The sequence below is a fragment of the Citrobacter sp. Ce006 genome, assembly GCF_030336535.1.
In the GTDB taxonomy this organism is placed as follows: Bacteria; Pseudomonadota; Gammaproteobacteria; order Enterobacterales; family Enterobacteriaceae; genus Citrobacter; species Citrobacter europaeus.
In genome coordinates, this window is record NZ_JAOWDO010000056.1 from 65,464 (window position 1) to 89,276 (window position 23,813).

The following is a 23,813-nucleotide window of genomic DNA, read 5'->3' on the forward strand; positions in this document are numbered from 1 at the left end:
CTGCAACTTAATTTCAGGATAATGAATTTTAAGGAAATCATTTCGTATGAAAAGCACAGCATTAATTTTAACTGTCTTCATTCTCTCGGCTTGTTCTTACTCGGCTCAAAAAGATAATCAACTGACCTTTGAGGATACATCGAAATTTATGGATGCAATTGTCAGGGTTGATATTCAACAAGGAAATGAAATTATATCAGGTTCGGGCACTTGGTTAAATGATAAATACATAATCACAGCCTCACATCTATGGAGTAGCGTAAAGCCAGGATATAAATTAACTGTGCACTATCAATCTCGTGATTATACGGCAAAAATATATGCCATTGAAAAACCGAACATTACAGACCTAGCCGTCCTGGTAATCGAGCCGGAAACAAAAATAAAATCTCCTGACAGATGGCAAGTAAAACTGTGTGACTCAATGCTCTCCCCCGCAGAACCTGTTTGGGTAGCCTCTGGAATGTATAATAACATCTCCGGTTCTTATGCCTCCCCTGATTCTATCTTTATGTACAAAGGGCTAACTGGGTCTAATGGTCTTACTGGGTTTTACAGGGAAGGTGTCAGTGGAAGTTCAGTTTTTATACGTAACGAAAATTGCATGGCAGGTATAGTCAGCATGAAACATAAATCATCTGATTTGATTTCAGAAGTATATAAAACAGACATTGTCACCGTAGATATGATCAAAAAATTTCTAAATGACAACAGGATTGTTATTTGAGGTGAGTACCGCCGCAGGCATTCATATCGATCCTTGTTCGGGGTCGATATGCCTGTAGATACTTCGCGGAAAAACATGTTCACAGGAATATTTAATACATGCTGATCCCGAATGGTTTTAGTGTCTATCCCAAAATAGATTGCTATTTATTTACTCTGTGCTGAGATAGTTTCTTAGGTAAGTATATCAGGCAACAAATGTTAGATTAACGATGAGCTCTGGAAGAAAATAGCCCCCAACTCCTGGAGTGTAAGATCAATCGTCCGTTGAGACACATCGCAGGTACGTGGATAATTGTGCCCGATGAACGCCATTTTCTTTGTGCTCAGAACAGGACTTTAGTAGAGTTTTGTAAATCCCATAGGTATTTGCTCATCAAGCTCAATCCATTGTCGTGTTTAGGAGTGGCAAGATGATGACACTTTCTGGCAGAACGGATTGCTCGTCAGCAAAGAAAGCCGGTTGCTTTTAATTGATCATAGTGAATCACAACGGATAATCTAAACACTTTCTGGTCATTGATATGGTTGAGTAAATCAGTGAATTTTGTTAATTAACAAAAAAAAAGAATAAACACGCTGAGACTCAGCCCTTTTATGGGCTGAGCTTTTATGCTGCGATATTTGTACCTTCCAGCTTATCAATATAATCCGCATACCACTGCATCATTTCCCTACGCCCATCCAGATACTGTGCATGGTTATATGTCCCGCGAATTGCATTCTTATCAACATGCGCAAGCTGAGTTTCAATCCATGCTGAGTTAAATCCCTGCTCATGTAGAATGGTGCTCATCGTGTGGCGGAAGCCATGCCCTGTAACGCGCCCGGCATAGCCGATACGCCTGACCAACACAGTCAATGCCATGTCACTCATCGGTTTCTTAGGATCATTACGCCCTGGGAACAACAACGCTCCTGCACCTGTCATGGGTTTAAGCTGGTTAAGCAGGTCAATTGCCTGGCTTGATAATGGGACCAGATGAGGGCGGCGCATTTTCATGCGTTCCGCTGGTACATTCCAAACCTTTTTCTCAAAATCAAACTCCTGCCACTCCGCTTGCCTCAACTCCCCAGGCCTTACTCCCGTTAAAATAAGCAATTGCATCGCAATCTTAACAAGCACACTACCGGCATAGGTGTTCAGAGTTTGAAGAAACTCAGGCAATTCATCTTGGGTTAAAAATGCATAATGCTCTTTCTCATGAGGAGTCACGGCGCTGGCTAGATCAGGAGCTGGATTGTACTCAGCCCTCCCAGTCACAACGGCATACTTCCAGACCTCTCCACAACGCTGACGAACCTTGCGGACTTTCTCTGTTGCCCCTCGTGCTTCTATCTTTGAAAGAACTGCAAGCAACTCCATCGGCTTGATATCTTTGATTGGCCGGTGACCGATAAAAGGAAATACATCTTTCTCAAAAGTTCTCATCATCTCTTCACGATAGGACACAGACCAGCGGTCATAGCGACGCTGATACCACTCCCTCGTGATAGCCTCAAACGAGTTTTCAGCGTCTTGTTGACGACTTAGTTTCTCAATTTTTCGTTCAAGAGAGGGATCGTTGCCAGTCGCTAATGTTCTTTTAGCATCCTCACGCTTTCTTCGGGCTTCAGCTAAAGAAACATCAGGGTAAACGCCAATAGCGAGCAGCTTCTCTTTACCTAGTGAACGGTATTTGAGACGCCAGTATCTTTTGCCGTTGGGATTAACCAGCAAGTAAAGACCACCGCCATCAGCGAGTTTGTAGGGTTTATCTTTAGGTTTTGCAGTTTCAACCTGACGAGCAGTCAGCTTCATTGGGGGTACCTCTCAGTAGGGGGTATAATTATACCCCCACCTATACCCCCACATTGAGCTTGACCCAGAGGGAGTACTGTTGAGTTCGAATGACTAATAGAATGCTATGACTGCTGATTTATCAAGGGAAAATTGAGTTTGGTAGACTTCAGACGAGTTAAGTTTGGAGCGGGCGAAGGGAATCGAACCCTCGTATAGAGCTTGGGAAGCTCTCGTTCTACCATTGAACTACGCCCGCATTGAAGTGCGTAAGGGATTATAAACCTTACGCTCTTCTTGGCAAGGGACTAACCGACTGACTGGCGATTAATTCACCGTCAGCATTTTGGTTTACTGCCCTGCGGCGGCAAATAACGCAGCGGATCGATAGCTGTCGCCCGGTAGCGGATCTGGAAATGCAGCCGCACCGTAGTCGCATCCGAGCTGCCCATCGTCGCGATCTTCTGCCCGGCTTTCACGTTTTGACCGTTGTTCACCAACATGGTGTCATTATGCGCATACGCAGTGATGTAATCCTCACTGTGCTTAATCATAATGAGATTACCGTAACCCCGCAGCTGATTGCCGACATAAACCACCTTCCCCGCTCCGGCCGCATAAATCGGCGTACCGCGCGCAGCTGAGATATCAATGCCCTTATTGCCGCCGTCCGCGGTTGAATAAGGCAGGATCACTTTACCGCTGGCGGGCCACAGCCAACAGCGTTGCCCCACTGGCGGCCACGACGACTGCGGCACAGAAGAAGATGGTCTGACCGCCGCCGTTTTGGTTGCGGATTTTTTGGTTGCTTTGCCAGAGCCAGAACTGGATTTCGCGCCGCTGCTAACTTTTAGCTTTTGTCCTACTTCAATGGTATAGGGCGGTGAAATATTATTCAGGCGGGCGATCTCTTTCACGCTGGTCCCGGTGGCGCGCGAAATACGGTATAGCGTATCACCTCGCTTCACGGTATACACGGAGCCGGAATAACTTCCTGTATCAGACGACTTGCTCCCGGAACACCCTGCTAACAGCAGACCGACACACAGCAGCATCGCGATACTCAGGCCATTTTTCTTCAGGCGTCCTGCACTCAAAACAATACCTCGCAACATTTTCAGACGCTTTATCATAGCAGCCAGAAACCGGAAGCCAAATCATATCGCGCAACGAGACGTCGACGCTGGCATTTCACACCCTCTGTTAATCATTATGACTTAATTAAGCATATAATATGGGTGCTTAAGATTGATGGTGGATGCTATGCGACAGGAACATGTCATATTATTGAATGAGCAGGACCAGCCTTGTGGAACACTGGAAAAGTATGCGGCGCATACCGCCACAACGCCTCTGCACGCTGCGTTTTCCTGCTGGATATTTAACGACCAGGGACAACTGCTGGTGACCCGCCGCTCACTGCATAAAAAAGCCTGGCCAGGCGTCTGGACCAACTCTGTCTGCGGTCACCCGCAGTTGGGTGAAAGTACCGAAGCCGCTATTGTCCGCCGGGCTCGCTTCGAACTGGGTGTAGACATTGACGCGCTCAGCCCCGTGTATGCTGATTTTCGTTATTGCGCTGCGGACCCGAGTGGAATAGTGGAAAACGAAGTATGCCCGGTTTATGCCGCACAGATCGTCAGTGAGCTACAGCTAAACCCAGATGAAGTGATGGATTGCCAGTGGGGCAATCTTGAGGATGTCTTAAGCGGAATTGATGCGACGCCGTGGGCTTTTAGCCCATGGATGGTATTACAGGTTGCAAACGATAAGGCGCGAGAATTACTGCGCAAGTTTGCCAACAGGAATTGACTGCCTGATGGGGCGACGCTTACCTGGCCTACATAATAAATAGTAGGCCGGATAAGGCATCAGCCACCATCCGGCATTTCACATCTTACTTAACCGGTCGCATCGCCGGGAACAGGATCACATCGCGGATGGTATGGCTGTTGGTGAACAGCATAACCATACGGTCGATACCAATACCCAGACCCGCAGTCGGCGGCAAGCCGTGTTCCAGAGCGGTAACGTAGTCTTCGTCGTAGAACATCGCTTCGTCATCACCCGCATCTTTGGCGTTAACCTGATCCTGGAAACGCTGCGCCTGATCTTCCGCATCGTTCAGCTCGCTGAAACCGTTACCGATTTCACGTCCACCGATGAAGAATTCGAAGCGATCGGTGATTTCCGGGTTTTCATCATTACGACGCGCCAGCGGAGAAACTTCTGCCGGGTATTCGGTAATGAAGGTTGGTTGAATCAGGTGCGCTTCCGCAACTTCTTCAAAGATCTCGGTCACGATACGGCCCAGACCCCAGCTCTTCTCAACCTTGATGCCGATAGATTCAGCAATCGCTTTTGCAGAGTCGAAGTTATCCAGATCGGCCATATTGGTTTCCGGACGGTATTTCTGAATCGCTTCGCGCATGGTCAGTTTTTCGAACGGCTTACCGAAGTCGAAGACTTCTTCGCCGTAAGGCACTTCGGTGGTGCCCAGAACGTTCTGCGCCAGCGTACGGAACAGTGATTCGGTCAACTCGATCAGATCTTTGTAGTCCGCATAAGCCATGTAGAGTTCCATCATGGTGAACTCTGGGTTATGGCGAACAGAGATGCCTTCGTTACGGAAGTTACGGTTAATTTCGAAAACGCGTTCGAAGCCGCCAACCACCAGACGCTTGAGGTACAGTTCCGGCGCGATACGCAGATACATGTCCAGATCCAGCGCGTTATGATGAGTGATAAACGGACGCGCTGCCGCACCGCCTGGGATCACCTGCATCATCGGGGTTTCTACTTCCATAAAGCCGCGACCCACCATGAACTGACGGATACCCGCCATAATCTGTGAACGCACTTTAAAGGTGTTGCGGGATTCATCGTTAGAGATGAGATCCAGGTAGCGTTGACGATAGCGCGCTTCCTGATCCTGCAGACCGTGGAATTTATCCGGCAGCGGGCGCAGCGCTTTGGTTAGCAGACGCAGCTCGGTGCAATGAATAGACAGCTCACCAGTCTTGGTCTTGAACAACTTACCTTTCGCGCCGAGGATATCGCCCAGATCCCATTTTTTGAACTGCTCGTTGTAGACGCCTTCCGGCAGATCGTCGCGAGCAACGTACAGCTGAATGCGACCGCCAACATCCTGCAGCGTAACGAATGATGCTTTGCCCATAATACGGCGGGTCATCATACGGCCAGCAACGGATACTTCGATGTTCAGCGCTTCCAGCTCTTCATTTTCTTTCGCGTCAAAGTCAGCATGCAGTTGGTCTGAGGTATGATCGCGACGGAAATCGTTCGGGAATGGGATCCCCTGCTCGCGCAGGCTCGCCAGCTTCTCACGGCGCGTCTTCAGTTCATTGTTAAGGTCGGCTACCGCGTCAGCGCCCTGTACGTGTTGTTCAGACATGTTGGTTCCTCATAACCCTGCTTTCAAACTTGCTTCGATAAATTGATCCAGGCTGCCATCCAGCACCGCCTGCGTGTTGCGGGTTTCAACCCCGGTACGCAGATCTTTGATGCGGGAGTCATCAAGGACATAAGAACGAATCTGGCTACCCCAGCCGATATCTGACTTAGTGTCTTCCATCGCCTGTTTCTCGGCATTCTTCTTCTGCATTTCCAGTTCATAAAGCTTCGCTTTCATCTGCTTCATGGCCTGGTCTTTGTTCTTGTGCTGGGAACGGTCGTTCTGACACTGCGTCACGATCCCGGTCGGGATGTGGGTAATACGCACCGCAGATTCCGTACGGTTAACGTGCTGACCGCCCGCACCAGAGGCGCGATAAACGTCAATACGCAGGTCCGCCGGGTTGATGTCGATATCAATATCATCGTCAACTTCCGGATAAACAAACGCAGAACTGAACGACGTATGGCGACGACCGCCGGAGTCGAACGGACTCTTACGAACCAGACGGTGTACGCCGGTTTCAGTACGCAGCCAACCGTAAGCATATTCGCCAGCAATTCTGATGGTCACGGATTTAATACCCGCCACTTCACCTTCAGATTCTTCAATAATTTCGGTCTTAAAGCCGCGCGCTTCAGCCCAACGCAGATACATACGCATCAGCATGCTCGCCCAGTCCTGCGCTTCCGTACCGCCGGAGCCAGCCTGAATATCGAGATAGCAATCTGCGCTGTCATATTCACCGGAGAACATACGACGGAATTCCAGCTGGGCCAGCTTATCTTCCAGCGTATCGAGTTCTGCTACGGCTTCGTTAAAGGTTTCTTCGTCGTCGGCTTCTACAGCCAGTTCCAGCAGGCCGGAGACATCTTCCAGGCCCTGGCTCATCTGATCGAGCGTATCAACGATGGCCTCAAGGGAGGAACGCTCTTTGCCCAGCGCCTGAGCGCGTTCGGGTTCGTTCCACACGTCCGGCTGCTCCAGCTCGGCGTTTACTTCTTCCAGACGCTCTTTCTTGGCATCATAGTCAAAGATACCCCCTAAGAACGTCAGAGCGCTCCGTGAGGTCCTGAATGCGGTTATTTACCGGATTAATTTCAAACATTGTCTGATTTCTTTTATTGGACTAGTCAAAATGCGGTTATAAGAGCGGGATTGTACCGGATCCCGGCTCAATTTTATACACACTAAATTCGTCAGACTGGCCAGATATTGTCGATAATAATCTGCAAGCTGCGGTTGCCGCGAAACTCGTTGATATCCAGTTTGTAGGCAAGCTGAACTTCACGAACACCGTTGTCCGGCCAGCAGGTGGTATCGACATTAAACGCAATACCGTCCAGCAGTGGACCGCCGCCAACAGGCTCGACCATCACCTTCAGATGACGCTCACCGACCAGACGCTGCTGGAGCAAACGGAAATGCCCGTCAAACAGCGGTTCAGGGAACATTTGCCCCCACGGCCCGGCATCACGCAGCATTTGCGCGACGTCCATGGTCATCTCCGCCGCGCTCAAAGGTCCGTCTGACACCACTTCGCCCTGCAGTAAAGCGGGATCCAGCCACTCGGTTACCAGTTCGCCGAAACGCTGCTGAAAACGTTCAAACTGCGCCTCCTCCAGCGACAATCCCGCCGCCATGGCGTGACCGCCAAACTTGAGGATCATGCCCGGATAAAGGGTGTCCAGGCGCTCCAGCGCATCGCGCATGTGCAGCCCCTGAATCGAACGCCCGGAGCCTTTCAGCGTACCGTCACCGGCAGGAGCAAACGCAATCACCGGACGGTGGAAGCGCTCTTTAATACGCGATGCCAGAATCCCCACCACCCCCTGATGCCACTCGGGATGATACATCGCCAGACCGCCCGGTAGCATATCACTACTGCGTTCCAGCTTTTCACACAGGGTCAGCGCTTCGGCCTGCATACCCTGCTCTATCTCTTTGCGCGTCTGGTTGAGTGCGTCCAGCTCATTAGCCAACACGCGCGCTTCGCCAATGTTGTCGCACAGCAACAGCGCCACGCCAACGGACATATCGTCCAGGCGCCCCGCCGCGTTCAGTCTGGGCCCGAGGGCAAAACCTAAATCACTGGCAGCCAATTTGAGTGGATCGCGATTGGAAATCTCCAGCAGCGCTTTAATACCCGGGCGACACTTTCCGGCACGAATACGGCTTAAGCCTTGCCACGTCAAAATGCGGTTATTGGCATCCAACGGGACCACATCGGCCACCGTGCCAAGCGCGACCAGATCGAGCAGATCCGCCAGGTTCGGCGGCGTAATGCCTCGTTCATCAAACCAGCCTTTGTCACGCAGGAAGGTGCGTAGCGCCAGCATCAGATAGAAGGCCACGCCAACGCCTGCCAGCGATTTAGATGGGAATTCACAATCGTGCAGGTTAGGATTGATAATCGCTTCAGCGCCCGGCAGCGTGTCCCCTGGCAGGTGGTGATCGGTCACAACGACCGGGATCCCCAACGTTCTGGCATGTTCAACCCCCGCATGGGACGAGATGCCATTATCTACGGTGACAATCAGTTGAGCGCCACGAGCATGAGCCTGATCCACCACTTCCGGGCTTAAGCCATAGCCGTCTTCAAAACGATTAGGCACCAGGTAGTCAACGTTGCTGCAGCCCAACGCGCGCATTGCCAGGATGCTGAGCGCTGTACTGGTGGCGCCATCGGCATCAAAATCACCGACCACGATGATGCGGGTTCCCGCACGAAAGGCGTTATAGAGGATCTCTACCGCTTTTTCGACGCCGTTCAAATGCTGCCACGGCAGCATGCCTTTCACGCTACGCTCAAGCTCCTGCGCGCTGCGCACGCCGCGACTGGCGTATAAACGGCGCAGCAATGGCGGCAAGTCAGCAGGTAGCTCGGCGGTCTCGTCGGCCTCACGCCGACGAAGTTGTATCTGTTGTTTCACGCGAATTATTTACCGCTGGTTTGTTTTGCATGCGCATCGAGGAATTCTTTCATCTCTTTCGGGCCCTGATAGCCTGGCACTACGTAGCCATTGCTCAGCACAATCGCTGGCGTACCGCTGACGCCGAACTGGACGCCCAGCGCATAGTGGTTAGCGATATCCACATCACAGGTCGCCGCTTTCACATCTTTGCCAGCCATGGCGTCGTCAAAGGCTTTGTTTTTGTCCTTTGCGCACCAGATAGACTTCATGTCCTGCTCGGCCTGGCTTTCCAGTCCCTGACGAGGGAAGGCCAGATAGCGTACGGTGATCCCTAACGCATTGTAATCTTTCATCTCTTCATGCAGCTTGTGGCAGTAGCCACAGGTGATGTCGGTGAAAACGGTAATGACGTGTTTTTCCTGCGGCGCTTTGTAGACGATCATCTCGTTCTCCAGCGCGTTCAAATGTTTCATTAGCAGCTGATTGGTGACATTTACCGGGCTTGCGCCACTCACGTCATACATCGGTCCCTGAATAATATGTTTACCGTCTTCAGTAACGTACAGCACGCCGCTATTGGTCAGTACCGTTTTCATACCCGCAACCGGAGCTGACTGAATCTCGGTACTCTGAACGCCCAGCTTCGCTAATGACTGGCGAATCGCCGCATCGTCTGCATGTACCATGCCGGAAAACGCCGTCGCCAGCAGAGTGAACATCATAAAACGTTTTTTCATAACCTATCCTTTCCTGTCAGCACTCACGCTCGCGGGTGATGCTGTTGATGTAGTTGCCGCAAGCGCTCCGTTGCGACATGAGTATAAATCTGCGTTGTCGAGAGATCGCTATGCCCCAGTAGCATCTGCACCACGCGCAGGTCAGCGCCATGGTTGAGCAGATGGGTGGCAAACGCGTGCCGCAGGACGTGCGGAGACAGCTTTTCGCTGTCGATTCCAGCCAACACAGCATAATGTTTAATACGATGCCAGAACGTTTGACGGGTCATCTGTTGCGCCCGCTGGCTGGGAAACAGCACATCAATCGATACACCGTTGAGCAACCATGGACGACCATGTTCCAGGTACGTTTCCAGCCAGTACACCGCCTCCTCACCTAACGGGACAAGGCGCTCTTTATTACCTTTACCGATCACCCGGACCACGCCCTGACGCAGGCTGACGTCACTCATCGTCAGCCCCACCAGTTCAGACACGCGCAGGCCCGTGGCATACAACACTTCCAGCATGGCTTTGTCGCGAAGCTCCAGCGGTTGTTCGATGAGCGGTGCCTGCAGCAGTCGTTCTACCTGTGCCTCACTGAGATCTTTGGGCAGACGCTGCGGAAGTTTAGGTGATGCAAGCGAGGCGCTGGGGTCATCTTCGCGATATTTCTCACGGTACAGATGCTGAAAAAAACGCCGCGTTGCACTGAGCAAGCGTGCGGAGCTGGTGGCTTTATATCCCCCATCCATCCGTTCAGCCAGCAATGCTTGCAGGTCATCACTCTGCGCAGTCGCAAGCGAAGCGCCGCGGTGATGTAGCCATTCGACAAGCATGGTCAGATCGCGACGATACGCACTTAATGTGTTTTCCGCCAGATTTCGTTCCAGCCACAGGGCATCAAGAAACTGCTCGATGCGCGCCAGATCCTGTTCCACTCGCGCCCCTTAATCCACTCTCATTTTTGATGCATTATGCCTCATTGTGCCGAGAATGCGGCGATTCTGTTACACTACCCGCAACGCTACAGCAGAATTGAGATGTTTACGTCATGAACATGGGTCTTTTTTACGGTTCCAGCACCTGCTACACCGAAATGGCAGCAGAAAAAATCCGCGATATCCTGGGTCCCGAACTGGTGACACTGCACAACCTCAAAGATGATTCCCCGAGCTTAATGGAGCAGTATGACGTGCTCATTATGGGCATCCCGACCTGGGATTTCGGTGAAATTCAGGAGGACTGGGAAGCAGTCTGGGAGCAACTGGACGACCTCAACCTGGAGGGCAAAATCGTTGCGCTTTACGGTATGGGCGATCAGTTGGGTTACGGCGAATGGTTCCTGGATGCGCTGGGTATGCTGCATGATAAGCTGGTCACCAAGGGCGTAAAATTTGTTGGTTACTGGCCAACCGAAGGCTATGAATTCACCAGCGATAAACCCGTCATTGCCGATGGACAGCTGTTTGTTGGCCTGGCGCTGGACGAAACAAATCAGTACGATCTCAGCGATGAACGCATTCAGGCCTGGTGCGAGCAAATTCTTGGTGAAATGGCCGAACACTGGTCCTGATAACCACTTTGCCGGATCCTGACGTATACGCCATATCCGGCCTACTTTATTGACCGAACCGAGACCTTAAAGCTGCGCCCCACCAGGCATTTATCGACGTTATCCCTGCTTCGCCTGTTGCAGTATTAACCGTCGCAAATCCCGCCACTCAGCATCATCCATACTGTCTGCCGCCAGCCACAAATGCTGACGCTTTCCGACATCGGAACGCAAACGCAGCATCATGCCCGTTTTGACCATCCAGGGTGCGCTAACAATAGACCACTCTTGCCCTTGCCAGCGCAGTCGACCGTTCATCAACAGCCGAATCTCGCCCTGACAGGCGTTAATTCGGCGCTGGCTTCGGACACTATCGAACACCACCAGAGAGAGCAGAACCAGCCATAATGGGGTGTAGCTCAATGGCCAGGGCATCAATAAAATGAATACCGCCACCAGCCCATGAATGAGCAGCGAAAGCCATTGCGCGCGCCATGAAACGCGTAAATCAGATTGCCACTGGACCACGTTCCCGATTCCGTGTCTGGATAAGTCGCACCATCTGCTCCAACTGAGCATCAGCTGGTTTCCCATGATTCATCAACCAGTTAAACAAGTCTGGATCATCACATTCTAGCAGACGGATAAAGATACGTTTTTCTTCGTCACTTAAGCTGTCGTATTCATGTTCGAAAAACGGCATGATCGAGATGTCCAACTCGCGCATACCGCGACGGCATGCCCAATGAATACGCGCTTTGTTGTTAATATCCATGTTCTTCTCCCTGTCTCGCGAAAACGAAGTATCCCGCTATTGTAACGTGTTTTTCCCGCACATTTACGGGAATATCATTAAACGGAAGCGTGTTCGCTAAATAAAACCGCATTAAGTCAAAGGATTCAGCATTTTTGGATGTCTCCTCGCAAAGCTTAATATATGGCACAAATAGCCTGTTTAAACCGCTTGCAATGGGCCATAGCTCTTTTACCATTAGTCATTATCACTGCGTTAAGCAAATCAGGACATTATTATGGCTTTTACATCTTTTCCTCCTCGCCAGCCTTTCGCGTCAACGCGTTTGCCTCTGACGCTAATGACGCTCGATGACTGGGCGCTCGCCACCATCACCGGTGTCGACAGTGAGAAGTATATTCAGGGTCAGGTCACGGCGGATGTCAGCCAGATGACCGAGCATCAGCACCTGTTGGCTGCACATTGTGACGCCAAAGGTAAAATGTGGAGCAACCTGCGTCTGTTCCGCCAGGGTGACGGTTTTGCATGGCTTGAGCGCCGTAGCCTGCGTGATGCGCAGCTCACTGAGCTGAAAAAATATGCGGTTTTCTCGAAGGTGGCGATTGCCCCGGACGACGAGCGAGTACTGCTGGGCGTAGCGGGGTTCCAGTCGCGTGCGGCGCTGGCCAATCTCTTTAGCGAATTACCAAACAGCGATAAACAGGTTATTACTGACGGTTCTTCCACCCTGTTGTGGTTCGAACATCCTGCTGAGCGTTTCCTGCTGATCGTTAATGTTGCAACGGCGGAAACCCTGGTAGAGAAGCTGCGCGGTGAAGCGGAGTTAAATAACAGCCAGCAGTGGCTGGCGCTGGATATCGAAGCAGGTATTCCTGTTATTGATACTGCCAACAGCGCGCAGTTTATTCCGCAAGCCACCAATCTACAGGCACTGGGCGGGATCAGTTTTAAAAAAGGCTGCTATACCGGTCAGGAAATGGTTGCTCGCGCAAAATTCCGCGGAGCCAACAAACGCGCCATGTGGACTCTGGCAGGTGCGGCCAGTCGGGTACCAGAAGCAGGTGAAGACCTGGAGCTGAAAATGGGCGAGAACTGGCGCCGTACCGGCACCGTACTCGCCGCGGTGCAACTGGCTGATGGTCAGATACTGGTGCAGGTTGTGATGAATAACGATATGGAAGCCGACAGCGTGTTCCGCGTTCGTGACGACGCGAAAACGCTGCATATTGTGCCGCTGCCGTATTCACTGGAAGAGTAAAAGATTAACGCCGGATGGCGCTACGCTTATCCGGCCTACAGGCACATTTTGTAGGCCGGATAAGGCGTTAGCCGCCATCCGGAATCAAGGGTTACGCCTGTCCAACATACAAATAAATCGCCAGAAAGTGGCAAACGCTGCCGCCCAGCACAAAGCCGTGCCAGATAGCATGGTTGTATGGAATACGCTTACAAACGTAGAAAATTACGCCCAGCGAATACACCACACCACCAACGGCCAGCAACGTCACGCCCCCTGCAGCCAGTTTAACCGCCAGTTGATACACCACAATCAGTGATAGCCAGCCCATTGTCAGGTAGGTTACCAGTGAGAGAACCTTAAACCGGTGCGCAATGGTCAGTTTGAATAAAATACCGATCAGCGCCAGGCTCCAGATAACAATCATCAACCCACGTGCCAGTGGCGAATCCAGTCCCACCAGCAGAAATGGTGTGTAGGTCCCGGCAATCAGCAGATAAATCGCACAATGGTCGAATTTTTTCAGCCAGACTTTCGCTCTCTGATGGGGGATCGCGTGATACAAGGTTGAGGCGAGAAACAGCAGGATCATGCTGCCGCCGTACAGGCTATAGCTGGTTATCGCCATAACGCTGGCGTTGGTATCCACTGCCTGGACCAGCAATAACACCAGTCCGACAATCCCAAACACCAGCCCGATACCGTGACTGATGCTGTTGGCTATTTCCTCTGCCAGCGAATATCCCTGCGCGATTAATGGCTTCTGAACCATAACTTACTCCCGAGAAACGTGCACTATCGTGATTGCTCCTCTAGCGTAACTGAGAATGGTTCCAGTGAACACCTGTTAGCTAAAATAATTCCCAGATAAAAATTAACCCATAAAAATCATTATGTTAATTTTATAATTTCAGCTAACAGGCGTACCTTTATAATTAAAGGCATTTAAAATCAATCACATAAAATTGCGTTTGATCCGGGTAAATCTCAGCAATGACATGTTTAAGTTCTTCAAGCGTCATATTTTCCTGCTGGGCATGTTTTTCCGTCAGCGTATCCAGCGTAACGGTTGAGGTGCCAACAACCTCAATCGTGCAGAAGTATCCCTCATCCTCAAAGCGTCCAACCCGTAGAATGTCACCGGTTTTGAAGTGTGATTCGGACTCGTCACGAATGGTGATGGTTTTGCGTCCGGCCAGAATGTCATCCTGGAAACGCTGAAAAAAAGTGATGTCATTTGGCTGCATGTTATTATTCCCTGTAGATGAAGTCTGATGAGTGAGTTTTGCCATTGTGAGTATGTTCTCCCACGCTGCCATCGCCAGTCTCAACAATCTTGAGATGCTGGTCTACAACTATGTCATCAAAAATCGTGACAAAGTCATGTACATGACCATTCGCGAACTGGCCGATGCCGTGGGCGTTTCTACAACCACCGTGCTGCGCTTTTGCCGCAAGCTTAAGTGTGAAGGTTACTCAGAATTTCGCGTACGCTTCAAATTATATTTAGAGCAGAATGAACCGCAACAGGCTAATTTCGGTGCCAGCGAAATCATCAGCTTCTTTAAAGGCGTCAATAACGACGAGTTCGATAATCTGCTCGATCAGGCTGTTGATATTATATTATCCTCCGAACGTATTATATTCGTCGGAGCGGGAACATCCGGAGCTTTAGCCAAATATGGCGCACGTTTTTTCTCAAATGTCGGAAAATTCAGTAATCACATTGATGACCCTTATTTCCCGGTAACGAATGACATGGCCAGAAATGCGCTGGCGATCGTGCTTTCCGTTTCTGGTGAAACAGAAGAGATCCTGCGTTTTGCCAGCCAGTTCAGCCTGCACAACTGTAAGGTCCTGTCGGTCACCAGCCATGAACATTCGCGTCTGGCGAAACTCGCTGACTTTAACCTCTCCTGGCACGTTCCACAAACGCGCATTGCCGGGGTATACGATATAACCACGCAAATCCCTGTTATTTATATTCTGGAATCACTTGGCCGCAAGCTGGCGAAAAGAATAGCGTAAAAAAACAATCTGTTTTTTTGATGTAACAAATCACATTAACGCTATTTTGTTATAGCGTGACATTTATCTTTCCTTTGTTAGACTCAAAATCAGATTGTATTAATTTGAGACTGACGCAGATGAAAAAACTTACCTTACCAAAAGATTTTTTATGGGGCGGTGCGGTGGCGGCGCACCAGGTTGAAGGAGGCTGGAACAAAGGTGGTAAAGGCCCCAGCATTTGCGACGTACTGACCGGTGGCGCACACGGCATTCCGCGGGAAATCACTCAGGAAGTTGTGCCAGGTAAGTACTATCCCAACCACGAAGCCGTTGATTTTTACGGTCATTACAAAGAAGACATTAAGCTGTTTGCCGAGATGGGCTTCAAATGCTTCCGTACGTCAATCGCCTGGACCCGCATCTTTCCTCAAGGGGACGAAACCCAGCCAAACGAAGAAGGACTAAAGTTCTACGACGACATGTTTGATGAACTGCTTAAGTACAACATCGAGCCGGTCATCACCCTTTCTCACTTTGAAATGCCGCTGCATCTGGTCCAGCAGTACGGTAGCTGGACCAATCGTAAAGTCGTCGATTTCTTTGCCCGATTTGCTGAAGTGGTCTTTGAGCGCTACAAACACAAGGTCAAGTACTGGATGACCTTTAACGAGATCAACAACCAGCGAAACTGGCGCGCGCCACTGTTTGGTTATTGCTGCTCCGGCGTGGTGTATACCGAGCATGAAAACCCGGAAGAAACTATGTACCAGGTGCTGCACCACCAGTTCGTGGCCAGCGCTCTGGCGGTGAAAGCCGCACGTCGCATCAACCCGGAAATGAAAGTCGGCTGCATGCTGGCGATGGTGCCACTGTACCCGTACTCCTGTAAGCCTGAAGATGTGATGTTCGCCCAGGAGTCTATGCGTGAGCGTTACGTTTTCACCGACGTTCAACTGCGCGGCTACTATCCATCCTATGTGCTGAACGAATGGGAGCGCCGCGAATTCAACATCCGAATGGAAGCTGGCGATGAGCAAATCCTGCGAGAAGGCACCTGCGACTATCTCGGATTTAGCTACTACATGACCAACGCGGTAAAAGCGGAAGGCGGCAGCGGCGATGCCATTTCCGGTTTTGAGGGCAGCGTGCCGAACCCACACGTAAAAGCATCCGACTGGGGCTGGCAGATTGATCCGGTCGGCCTGCGTTACGCGTTATGCGAACTGTACGAGCGCTATCAGAAGCCGCTGTTTATCGTTGAAAACGGATTTGGCGCTTACGACAAAGTGGAAGAAGACGGCAGCATCCACGATGACTACCGCATCGACTACCTGCGCGCCCACGTTGAAGAGATGATGAAAGCGGTGACCTATGATGGCGTAGACCTGATGGGCTACACGCCGTGGGGTTGCATCGATTGCGTCTCGTTCACCACCGGCCAGTACAGCAAACGTTACGGCTTTATTTACGTGAACAAACACGACGACGGCACCGGCGATATGTCGCGTTCACGCAAGAAAAGTTTTAACTGGTACAAAGAGGTCATTGCCAGCAACGGCGAGAATCTGTGATTTTTTACCAGATGGCGACGTAAGCATCTTATCAAGCCTACAGGTTATGCGCCCGTAGGCTGGATAAGCACAGCACTATCCGGCAAATAAATCTCTACTTCCCGCCAGCCAGTTCCAGAAAACTCCCCGTCACATATGACGCCTTCTCGCTCAGCAGCCAGGTAATCGCCTGCGCGACCTCCTCCGGCTGTCCGCCGCGCTGCATAGGTAACGAGGATTTCACACGATCAACCCTTCCCGGCTCGCCGCCAGACGCGTGCATTTCAGTGTAGATAAGACCCGGTCGCACACAGTTCACGCGGATCCCTTGCGCCGCAACCTCCAGCGCCAGGCCGGTGGTAAGCGTGTCTACTGCGCCTTTTGAGGCCGCGTAATCAACATATTCGAAAGGGGCGCCAAGCCTTGACGCTGCCGAAGAGACATTCACAATCGCCCCACCTTGCCCTCCATGTTTGAACGACATGCGCTTTACCGCTTCCCGACAACACAAAAAATAGCCGGTAACATTGGTTGCCAGTACGCGGTTGATTCTTTCGGCAGTCAGGCTTTCCACCGTGCTCTGTTCAAACAAAATCCCGGCATTATTCACCAGCGCAGTCAGCGGCTCCCCTTCGCGGTCAATGGACTCAAACATCGCCCCAACCTGACTTTCATCGCTGATATCAGCCCGCAGAGCAAACGCCTTTCCCCCGGCAGCGGCAATGATATTCACCACCTCGGTTGCAGCACGAATATTATGGTGAAAATTAACGGCCACCGTGTAACCCTCTTGCGCTAACTGCAGCGCGGTTGCCCGACCAATACCGCGACTACCACCCGTAACAAGTGCGATTCCCATGGATACCTCCAGATATGAAAAAGCCGGGAGGCGGCTTCGCCTTACCCGGCCTGGAAACTGCTTTACTACGCGGAAAAGTTACTGATATTCACTCATCGGCACGCAGGAACAGAACAGATTACGGTCGCCGTAAACATCATCAAGGCGTTTCACGGTCGGCCAGTATTTGTTCGCAACACCTGCCGGGAAGACGGCGATTTCGCGGCTGTAACCATGATTCCACTCCGCGACCAACTCGTTTTGCGTGTGCGGGGAGTTAACCAGCGGGTTGTCTGTAAGCGGCCATTCACCAGCTTTCACGCGGTCGATCTCAGCGCGGATTGCCAGCATTGCGTTGATAAAGCGATCCAGTTCCACTTTGCTTTCAGATTCGGTCGGTTCCACCATCAGCGTACCCGCAACCGGGAACGACATGGTCGGCGCATGGAAACCGTAATCGATCAGACGCTTGGCAATATCCAGTTCACTGATACCGGTCTCTTCTTTCAGCGGGCGAATGTCGAGAATACATTCATGCGCCACGCGACCATCACGACCGGTATACAGCACCGGATAAGCATCTTTCAGACGGCTGGCAATGTAGTTAGCGTTAAGGATCGCCACCTGGCTTGCCTGTTTCAGACCTTCTGCGCCCATCATACGGATGTACATCCAGCTAATTGGCAGAATGGATGCGCTACCGAACGGCGCCGCAGATACTGCGCCCTGACGGGTTAGCATTCCTTCAATCTGAACTACGCTGTGGCCCGGTACGAACGGCGCCAGATGCGATTTAACGCCGATCGGCCCCATACCTGGACCGCCGCCGCCGTGCGGAATGCAGAACGTTTTATGCAGGTTGAGGTGCGATACATCTGCGCCGATAAAGCCCGGCGTAGTGATCCCAACCTGAGCATTCATGTTCGCGCCATCAAGGTAAACCTGACCGCCAAACTGGTGCACAACGTCGCACACTTCGCGGATCGTTTCTTCATATACGCCGTGGGTGGACGGATAGGTCACCATGATGCAGGAGAGATTCGCAGCATGTTGTTCTGCTTTTTCACGCAGGCAGGTAAGGTCGATATTGCCGTTCTTATCACAGGCGACAACCACGACCTGCATCCCCGCCATTTGTGCGGAAGCCGGGTTAGTACCGTGGGCGGACGCCGGGATCAGGCAGATATCGCGATGGCCTTCGTTACGGCTTTCGTGATAATGACGAATCGCCAGCAGGCCAGCGTATTCGCCCTGTGCGCCGGAGTTCGGCTGCATGCAGACGGCGTCATAACCGGTCAGTTTTACCAGCCACTCGGAAAGCTGGCCGATCATCTGGTGATAACCTTCCGCCTGCTCTGGCGGGCAGAACGGATGCAACTCAGCAAATTCAGGCCAGGTAATAGGGATCATCTCGGCAGCGGCGTTGAGCTTCATGGTGCAAGATCCCAGCGGGATCATCGCCTGGTTCAGCGCCAGATCTTTGCGCTCCAGCGAGTGCATATAACGCATCATCTCAGTTTCGCTGTGATAGCGATTAAACACCGGATGGCTGAGGATCGCATCGTCACGCAGCATACTGTCCTGAATTGAACGGCTGTCGAGCGCCACGTCTTTATCCAGCGTGTCAATGCTCAGGCCGTGGCTGTCGCCCAGCAGAACATTGAACAGCTGCACCACGTTTTCACGGGTAGTGGTTTCGTCGAGCGTAATGCCTACCGCGTTATGGATGTCGCTGCGCAGGTTGATTTCTGCCGCTTCAGCACGCGCCAGAACCGCCGCTTTATCGGTCACTTCAACACACAGCGTGTCAAAGTAGTGCGCATGACGCAGCTTTAAGCCTTTTTGTTGCAGACCGGCTGCCAGAATATCGGTCAGGCGGTGGATACGATTAGCGATGCGCTTCAGACCAACCGGGCCATGATACACGGCATACAGGCTGGCGATGTTGGCCAGCAGGACCTGTGAGGTACAAATGTTAGAGTTCGCTTTCTCGCGGCGGATATGCTGCTCGCGAGTCTGCATCGCCATGCGCAGTGCGGTATTACCCGCCGCATCTTTGGAGACGCCGATAATACGGCCTGGCATGGAGCGTTTGAATTCGTCTTTAGCAGCAAAGAATGCCGCGTGCGGGCCGCCGTAGCCCATCGGTACGCCGAAGCGTTGTGCAGAGCCGAAAACGATATCCGCACCCTGTTTGCCCGGTGCAGTCAACAGTACCAACGCCATAAAGTCGGCAGCGACGCTGACCACAACTTTACGGGATTTCAGCTCAGCAATCAGTGCGCTGTAGTCGTGCACTTCACCGGTGGTGCCAACCTGTTGCAGCAGCACGCCAAACACATCCTGGTGATCCAGCGCTTTCGCCGCGTCATCAACTATGACGTCAAAGCCAAAGGTTTCTGCACGGGTGCGTACAACGTCCAGCGTTTGTGGATGAACATCAGCCGCCACAAAGAAACGGTTGGCATTTTTCAGTTTACTGACGCGTTTGGCCATCGCCATGGCTTCAGCCGCCGCAGTGGCTTCATCCAGCAGAGAGGCGGAGGCCATATCCAGACCGGTCAGATCCAGCGTCACCTGCTGGAAGTTCAGCAGTGCTTCCAGACGTCCCTGAGAGACTTCCGGCTGATACGGCGTGTATGCGGTGTACCAACCTGGGTTTTCCAGCATGTTACGCAGGATAACCGGTGGCAACTGCACGGCGGTGTAGCCCATGCCAATGTAGGACGTGAAGCGCTTGTTACGCCCGGCGATGGCTTTTAATTCAGCCAGCGCAGCGTATTCGGTCGCCGCCTCGCCAACCTGCGGCGGGGTTGCGAGCTGAATGTCTTTCGGCACAATCTGGCCGATCAGCGCGTTTAACGACTCGGCGCCAACCGCATTCAGCATCTCTTGCTGCTGCGCGGCGTCCGGTCCGATGTGGCGTTCAATGAAAGCGCCGCTGTTTTCAAGCTGGCTTAACGTCTGTGTCATGGGCGATGGTTCCTGAAACGTGCAGTGAATCGTAGGTGTCTCTACTTACCTGAATACGCAAAATAATTCGCGTTGCAGGACGGCGGCGACGCAGCACATCCCCAGGAGCCTTACATAAGTAAGTGACTGGGGTGGGCGAGGAAGCCAACACACCTGCAACGTGAAGAATGAAGCGTATTTATTCGTCTTCTAACAATGCTTCGTATGCGGTGGCATCCAGCAGCGATTCAATTTCGCTTTCATCACTGGCTTTGATTTTAAAGATCCAGCCACCCGCATACGGCTCGCTGTTGACCAGTTCCGGGGAGTCGCTGAGCGCGTCGTTAACCGCAACAATCTCACCGCCTACTGGCGCATAGATATCGGATGCCGCTTTTACGGACTCCGCAACGGCGCAGTCATCGCCCGCGCTGACGGTAGCGCCAACTTCGGGCAGGTCAACGAAAACCATGTCACCTAACAGCTCCTGAGCGTGTTCGGTGATACCCACGGTGTAAGAGCCATCAGCTTCTTTGCGCAGCCATTCGTGTTCTTTGCTGTATTTCAGTTCTGCAGGTACGTTGCTCATCAATCAATCTCCAAAAAAGGATGAATTACGCGACGGCTTTGCCGTTACGCACAAAAACAGGTTTAGTCACTTTTACCGGCATTTCACGGTTACGGATCTGTACGATTGCGGTCTCACCGATACCCGCAGGTACACGCGCCAACGCGATGCTGTAACCCAGGGTTGGGGAGAATGTCCCGCTGGTGATAATGCCTTCCTGCTGGTTGCCCGAAGCATCGGTGAAACGCACCGGCAGTTCATTACGTAGCACGCCTTTCTCGGTCATCACCAGCCCGACCAGCTGTTCGTGACCTTTTTCACGCTGCATTTCCAGCGCTTCACGACCGATAAAGTCGCGGTCAGCCGGTTCCCATGCGATGGTCCAGCCCATATTGGCCGCCAGCGGTGAAATTCCTTCGTCCATCTCCTGCCCGTACAGGTTCATACCGGCTTCCAGACGCAGCGTGTCGCGCGCGCCGAGACCGCAAGGTTTGACACCTGCTTGTACCAGCGCACGCCAGAAATCTGCCGCCTTGTCATTCGGCATGGCAATTTCATAGCCAGCTTCGCCGGTATAACCGGTAGTTGCGATAAATAAATCACCCGCCTGAACGCCAAAGAACGGCTTCATGCCTTCTACCGCCTGGCGCTGCTCGTCAGTAAACAACGTAGCTGCTTTTTCCTGCGCATTAGGCCCCTGCACCGCAATCAGCGACAGGTCGTCACGAACGGTGATGTCGATAGCATAAGGTTCAGCGTGTTGGGTAATCCAGGAGAGGTCTTTTTCGCGGGTGGCGGAGTTTACAACGAGGCGGAAGAAGTCTTCAGTGAAGTAATAGACAATCAGGTCATCTATCACGCCGCCCGAAGCGTTGAGCATCCCGGAGTAGAGGGCTTTACCCGTCTTCGTTAGCTTCGCGACGTCGTTTGCCAGCAGATAACGCAAGAACTCCCGGGTGCGGCTACCGCGCAGGTCGACGATGGTCATATGCGACACATCAAACATTCCGGCATCGGTGCGAACAGCATGGTGTTCATCAAGCTGAGAACCGTAATGCAGTGGCATCATCCAGCCATGGAAATCTACCATGCGCGCGCCACATAGCGTGTGTTGTTCGTACAAAGGAGTCTGTTGAGCCATCTTTTCCTCGTTGAATAAGCGGGGCTACCAACTCTTTCGCGGTGAAATTTTCGCCACGAAACCCAGCACCGCAGCCGCTCCAGGGGCTACGACGCAAACGTTCTCTTTGTCCTGAACTTACCACCGAAACAGGCGCTAAACCATAAGTCAAAATTAACCATCACATTAGCTTATGGCCAAAAACGGCCAGATCGCCAGCAGAATAAAATTCCAGAGATATGGCGATTAACCAGAATAACAATCAAAGATAAACGCGAATTTACCGCACCAATCCACATTAAATGTGGAAAAAATGTCAAAAATGGCGTTATAAAAAAAACGTAATATTAAAAAAACTAATGCGAAAAAAGGCGTGGAATTAGATTATTTCAAATGAGAGAAGTGCCCCGGCGCGCAGGCCGGGAGAGGAAAGTGTGACGGGTCTCAAACTCTTAAGATTGTCCTTACGGACGCTAGCGTAGCCACTCGGGAAGATCGTTCAGTCCCATCGCCTGACGGATGAGCTGTGGTTTTACACCAGGCAGGGTATCGGCCAGTTTCAGCCCGATATCACGCAGCAGTTTTTTCGCCGGATTCTCGCCGGCAAACAGCTCACGAAAGCCCTGCATTCCGGCCAGCATCATTGCTGCGCTGTGCTTACGGCTGCGCTCGTAGCGGCGTAAATAGAGATACTGACCAATATCTTTACCCTGACGTTGTAGCCGCTTAAGTTCATCGATTAGCTCCGCCGCATCCATAAAGCCAAGGTTAACCCCCTGACCCGCCAGCGGGTGGATGGTATGCGCCGCATCCCCCACCAGCGCCAGACGATGGGCGGCGAACTGACGGGCATAGCGTCCCGTCAGCGGAAACGCCTGACGTTCGCTTTCAAGGCTGCACAGCCCCAGACGATTATCAAAAGCGATATTCAGCGCCTGATTAAACTCATCAACGCTTGCCTGCTGCATACGTTCTGCTTCCTGCGGCGAGAGCGACCAGACGATAGAACACAGGTGCGGATCGCTGAGCGGCAGGAATGCCAGGATCCCCTCGCCGTGAAACGCCTGACGGGCAATCGCGCCGTGCGCTTCCTGCGTACGGATAGTCGCCACCAGCGCATGATGGCGGTAATCCCAGAAGGTGAGCGGAATGTCAGCTTTATTGCGCAGCCAGGAGTTAGCGCCATCGGCACCGACGACCAGACGCGCCGTCAGCATTGCGCCATCTTTGAGAGTCAGAAATGCCTCGTTCTCCCCCCAGGCCACCTGCTGTAATTCGGCGGGCGCCATCAGCGTAATATCCGCTGAACGCTGCGCCTTTTGCCACAGCGCATAATGAATCTCTGAGTTTTCAACGATGTGACCCAAATGGCTGTAGCCCATGCTTTGGTCATCAAACGCAATACGGCCAAAGCTGTCTTTGTCCCAGACTTCCATGCCGTGGTAGCAGCAAGCGCGACGGGCAACAATGTCGGACCAGACGCCAAGACGGGTAAGCAGTTTTTCGCTGGCGGCATTAATGGCCGAAACGCGAAGCTGAGGAGGTGCATCCGCCGTCAACGGCTGTGGAACATGTTGTTCTAATACAGCAACGCGCAACCCGCTGCCCTGCAAGCCGCAGGCAACCGCCAGTCCTACCATGCCGCCACCAACAATTGCTACATCAACACTTTGCACT

General features: G+C 52.1%; 22 protein-coding genes and 1 tRNA gene. 6 read left to right on the top strand and 17 right to left on the bottom strand.

Annotated elements, in window-relative coordinates; all coding sequences use genetic code 11:
- Nucleotides 1-46: 46 nt before the first annotated feature.
- On the top strand, nt 47-727 hold the full coding sequence (locus tag OGV94_RS04030; RefSeq protein WP_286522671.1) for an alpha/beta hydrolase family protein: 681 nt from the start codon (nt 47-49) through the stop codon (nt 725-727).
- 609 nt (nt 728-1,336) lie between these two features.
- Here OGV94_RS04030 and OGV94_RS04035 read toward each other — a convergent pair.
- The 3 genes from OGV94_RS04035 to actS form a co-directional block, all read right to left on the bottom strand.
- On the bottom strand, nt 1,337-2,527 hold the full coding sequence (locus tag OGV94_RS04035) for a tyrosine-type recombinase/integrase (RefSeq protein WP_286522673.1): 1,191 nt from the start codon (nt 2,525-2,527) through the stop codon (nt 1,337-1,339).
- A gap of 164 nt (nt 2,528-2,691) precedes the next feature.
- Nucleotides 2,692-2,765: transfer RNA gene (locus OGV94_RS04040), tRNA-Gly, on the bottom strand.
- A 79-nt stretch (nt 2,766-2,844) separates the two neighbouring features.
- Nucleotides 2,845-3,603: an amidase activator ActS gene (actS, locus tag OGV94_RS04045; RefSeq protein ID WP_043017989.1), complete on the bottom strand. Its 759-nt coding sequence runs from the start codon at nt 3,601-3,603 to the stop codon at nt 2,845-2,847.
- A gap of 166 nt (nt 3,604-3,769) precedes the next feature.
- Here actS and idi point away from each other — a divergent pair, with 166 nt between their 5' ends.
- Nucleotides 3,770-4,318, top strand: coding sequence for an isopentenyl-diphosphate Delta-isomerase (gene idi / locus OGV94_RS04050; protein WP_043017502.1), 549 nt, complete (start codon nt 3,770-3,772; stop codon nt 4,316-4,318).
- 85 nt (nt 4,319-4,403) lie between these two features.
- Here idi and lysS read toward each other — a convergent pair whose 3' ends face one another.
- The 5 genes from lysS to xerD all read right to left on the bottom strand — a co-directional run bounded on the left by lysS (nt 4,404) and on the right by xerD (nt 10,493).
- The gene (gene lysS / locus OGV94_RS04055; protein WP_005123357.1) at nt 4,404-5,921 is read right to left on the bottom strand and encodes a lysine--tRNA ligase; all 1,518 of its coding nucleotides are present in this window, start codon (nt 5,919-5,921) and stop codon (nt 4,404-4,406) included.
- Between the two features lie 9 nt (nt 5,922-5,930).
- A protein-coding gene (gene prfB, locus OGV94_RS04060; RefSeq protein WP_096878465.1) for a peptide chain release factor 2 occupies nt 5,931-7,029 on the bottom strand; the annotation gives its coding sequence in 2 pieces (ribosomal slippage) (nt 5,931-6,953 and nt 6,955-7,029; 1,098 coding nt in all).
- Between the two features lie 91 nt (nt 7,030-7,120).
- Entirely contained in the window at nt 7,121-8,854 is a 1,734-nt protein-coding gene (gene recJ / locus OGV94_RS04065; RefSeq protein ID WP_047408916.1) for a single-stranded-DNA-specific exonuclease RecJ, read from the bottom strand.
- Between the two features lie 5 nt (nt 8,855-8,859).
- Nucleotides 8,860-9,573, bottom strand: coding sequence for a bifunctional protein-disulfide isomerase/oxidoreductase DsbC (dsbC, locus tag OGV94_RS04070; RefSeq protein ID WP_075145662.1), 714 nt, complete (start codon nt 9,571-9,573; stop codon nt 8,860-8,862).
- Nucleotides 9,574-9,596: 23 nt separating this feature from the next.
- On the bottom strand, nt 9,597-10,493 hold the full coding sequence (gene xerD / locus OGV94_RS04075; RefSeq protein ID WP_003825519.1) for a site-specific tyrosine recombinase XerD: 897 nt from the start codon (nt 10,491-10,493) through the stop codon (nt 9,597-9,599).
- Between the two features lie 113 nt (nt 10,494-10,606).
- Between xerD and fldB the strand changes: the two genes are divergently transcribed.
- The gene (gene fldB, locus OGV94_RS04080) at nt 10,607-11,128 is read left to right on the top strand and encodes a flavodoxin FldB (protein WP_181634333.1); all 522 of its coding nucleotides are present in this window, start codon (nt 10,607-10,609) and stop codon (nt 11,126-11,128) included.
- A 99-nt stretch (nt 11,129-11,227) separates the two neighbouring features.
- Here fldB and OGV94_RS04085 read toward each other — a convergent pair whose 3' ends face one another.
- Nucleotides 11,228-11,635: a protein YgfX gene (locus tag OGV94_RS04085; protein WP_043017506.1), complete on the bottom strand. Its 408-nt coding sequence runs from the start codon at nt 11,633-11,635 to the stop codon at nt 11,228-11,230.
- On the bottom strand, nt 11,616-11,882 hold the full coding sequence (sdhE, locus tag OGV94_RS04090; protein ID WP_016154349.1) for an FAD assembly factor SdhE: 267 nt from the start codon (nt 11,880-11,882) through the stop codon (nt 11,616-11,618). The genes OGV94_RS04085 and sdhE overlap by 20 nt, the downstream gene beginning before the upstream one ends.
- Nucleotides 11,883-12,138: 256 nt before the next feature.
- On the opposite strand from sdhE, the gene ygfZ reads away from it, so the two are divergent.
- Nucleotides 12,139-13,119 (top strand): tRNA-modifying protein YgfZ, encoded by a 981-nt coding sequence (gene ygfZ, locus OGV94_RS04095; RefSeq protein ID WP_286522676.1) that lies wholly within the window; start codon nt 12,139-12,141, stop codon nt 13,117-13,119.
- A 91-nt stretch (nt 13,120-13,210) separates the two neighbouring features.
- Here ygfZ and trhA read toward each other — a convergent pair whose 3' ends face one another.
- Both trhA and yqfB read right to left on the bottom strand, forming a co-directional pair.
- Nucleotides 13,211-13,870 (bottom strand): PAQR family membrane homeostasis protein TrhA, encoded by a 660-nt coding sequence (gene trhA / locus OGV94_RS04100; RefSeq protein ID WP_043017508.1) that lies wholly within the window; start codon nt 13,868-13,870, stop codon nt 13,211-13,213.
- Nucleotides 13,871-14,033: 163 nt separating this feature from the next.
- On the bottom strand, nt 14,034-14,345 hold the full coding sequence (gene yqfB / locus OGV94_RS04105) for a N(4)-acetylcytidine aminohydrolase (RefSeq protein WP_043017509.1): 312 nt from the start codon (nt 14,343-14,345) through the stop codon (nt 14,034-14,036).
- 52 nt (nt 14,346-14,397) lie between these two features.
- On the opposite strand from yqfB, the gene OGV94_RS04110 reads away from it, so the two are divergent.
- On the top strand, nt 14,398-15,126 hold the full coding sequence (locus tag OGV94_RS04110; RefSeq protein ID WP_008785744.1) for a MurR/RpiR family transcriptional regulator: 729 nt from the start codon (nt 14,398-14,400) through the stop codon (nt 15,124-15,126).
- A gap of 119 nt (nt 15,127-15,245) precedes the next feature.
- The gene (gene bglA, locus OGV94_RS04115) at nt 15,246-16,679 is read left to right on the top strand and encodes a 6-phospho-beta-glucosidase BglA (RefSeq protein ID WP_043017510.1); all 1,434 of its coding nucleotides are present in this window, start codon (nt 15,246-15,248) and stop codon (nt 16,677-16,679) included.
- 94 nt (nt 16,680-16,773) lie between these two features.
- On the opposite strand, the gene OGV94_RS04120 is transcribed toward bglA, so the two are convergent.
- From OGV94_RS04120 to ubiI, 5 genes are all read right to left on the bottom strand, one after another.
- Nucleotides 16,774-17,517: an SDR family oxidoreductase gene (locus OGV94_RS04120; RefSeq protein ID WP_043017511.1), complete on the bottom strand. Its 744-nt coding sequence runs from the start codon at nt 17,515-17,517 to the stop codon at nt 16,774-16,776.
- A gap of 78 nt (nt 17,518-17,595) precedes the next feature.
- Complete coding sequence (gene gcvP / locus OGV94_RS04125) at nt 17,596-20,469, bottom strand: aminomethyl-transferring glycine dehydrogenase (RefSeq protein WP_075145661.1); 2,874 nt, start codon at nt 20,467-20,469, stop codon at nt 17,596-17,598.
- Between the two features lie 178 nt (nt 20,470-20,647).
- Nucleotides 20,648-21,037, bottom strand: a complete 390-nt coding sequence (gene gcvH, locus OGV94_RS04130) for a glycine cleavage system protein GcvH (RefSeq protein ID WP_003026965.1) — start codon at nt 21,035-21,037, stop codon at nt 20,648-20,650.
- A gap of 25 nt (nt 21,038-21,062) precedes the next feature.
- Nucleotides 21,063-22,157, bottom strand: coding sequence for a glycine cleavage system aminomethyltransferase GcvT (gene gcvT, locus OGV94_RS04135; RefSeq protein ID WP_181634331.1), 1,095 nt, complete (start codon nt 22,155-22,157; stop codon nt 21,063-21,065).
- A gap of 452 nt (nt 22,158-22,609) precedes the next feature.
- The gene (ubiI, locus tag OGV94_RS04140) at nt 22,610-23,812 is read right to left on the bottom strand and encodes an FAD-dependent 2-octaprenylphenol hydroxylase (protein ID WP_047408902.1); all 1,203 of its coding nucleotides are present in this window, start codon (nt 23,810-23,812) and stop codon (nt 22,610-22,612) included.
- Between the last annotated feature and the right edge of the window lies 1 nt (nt 23,813).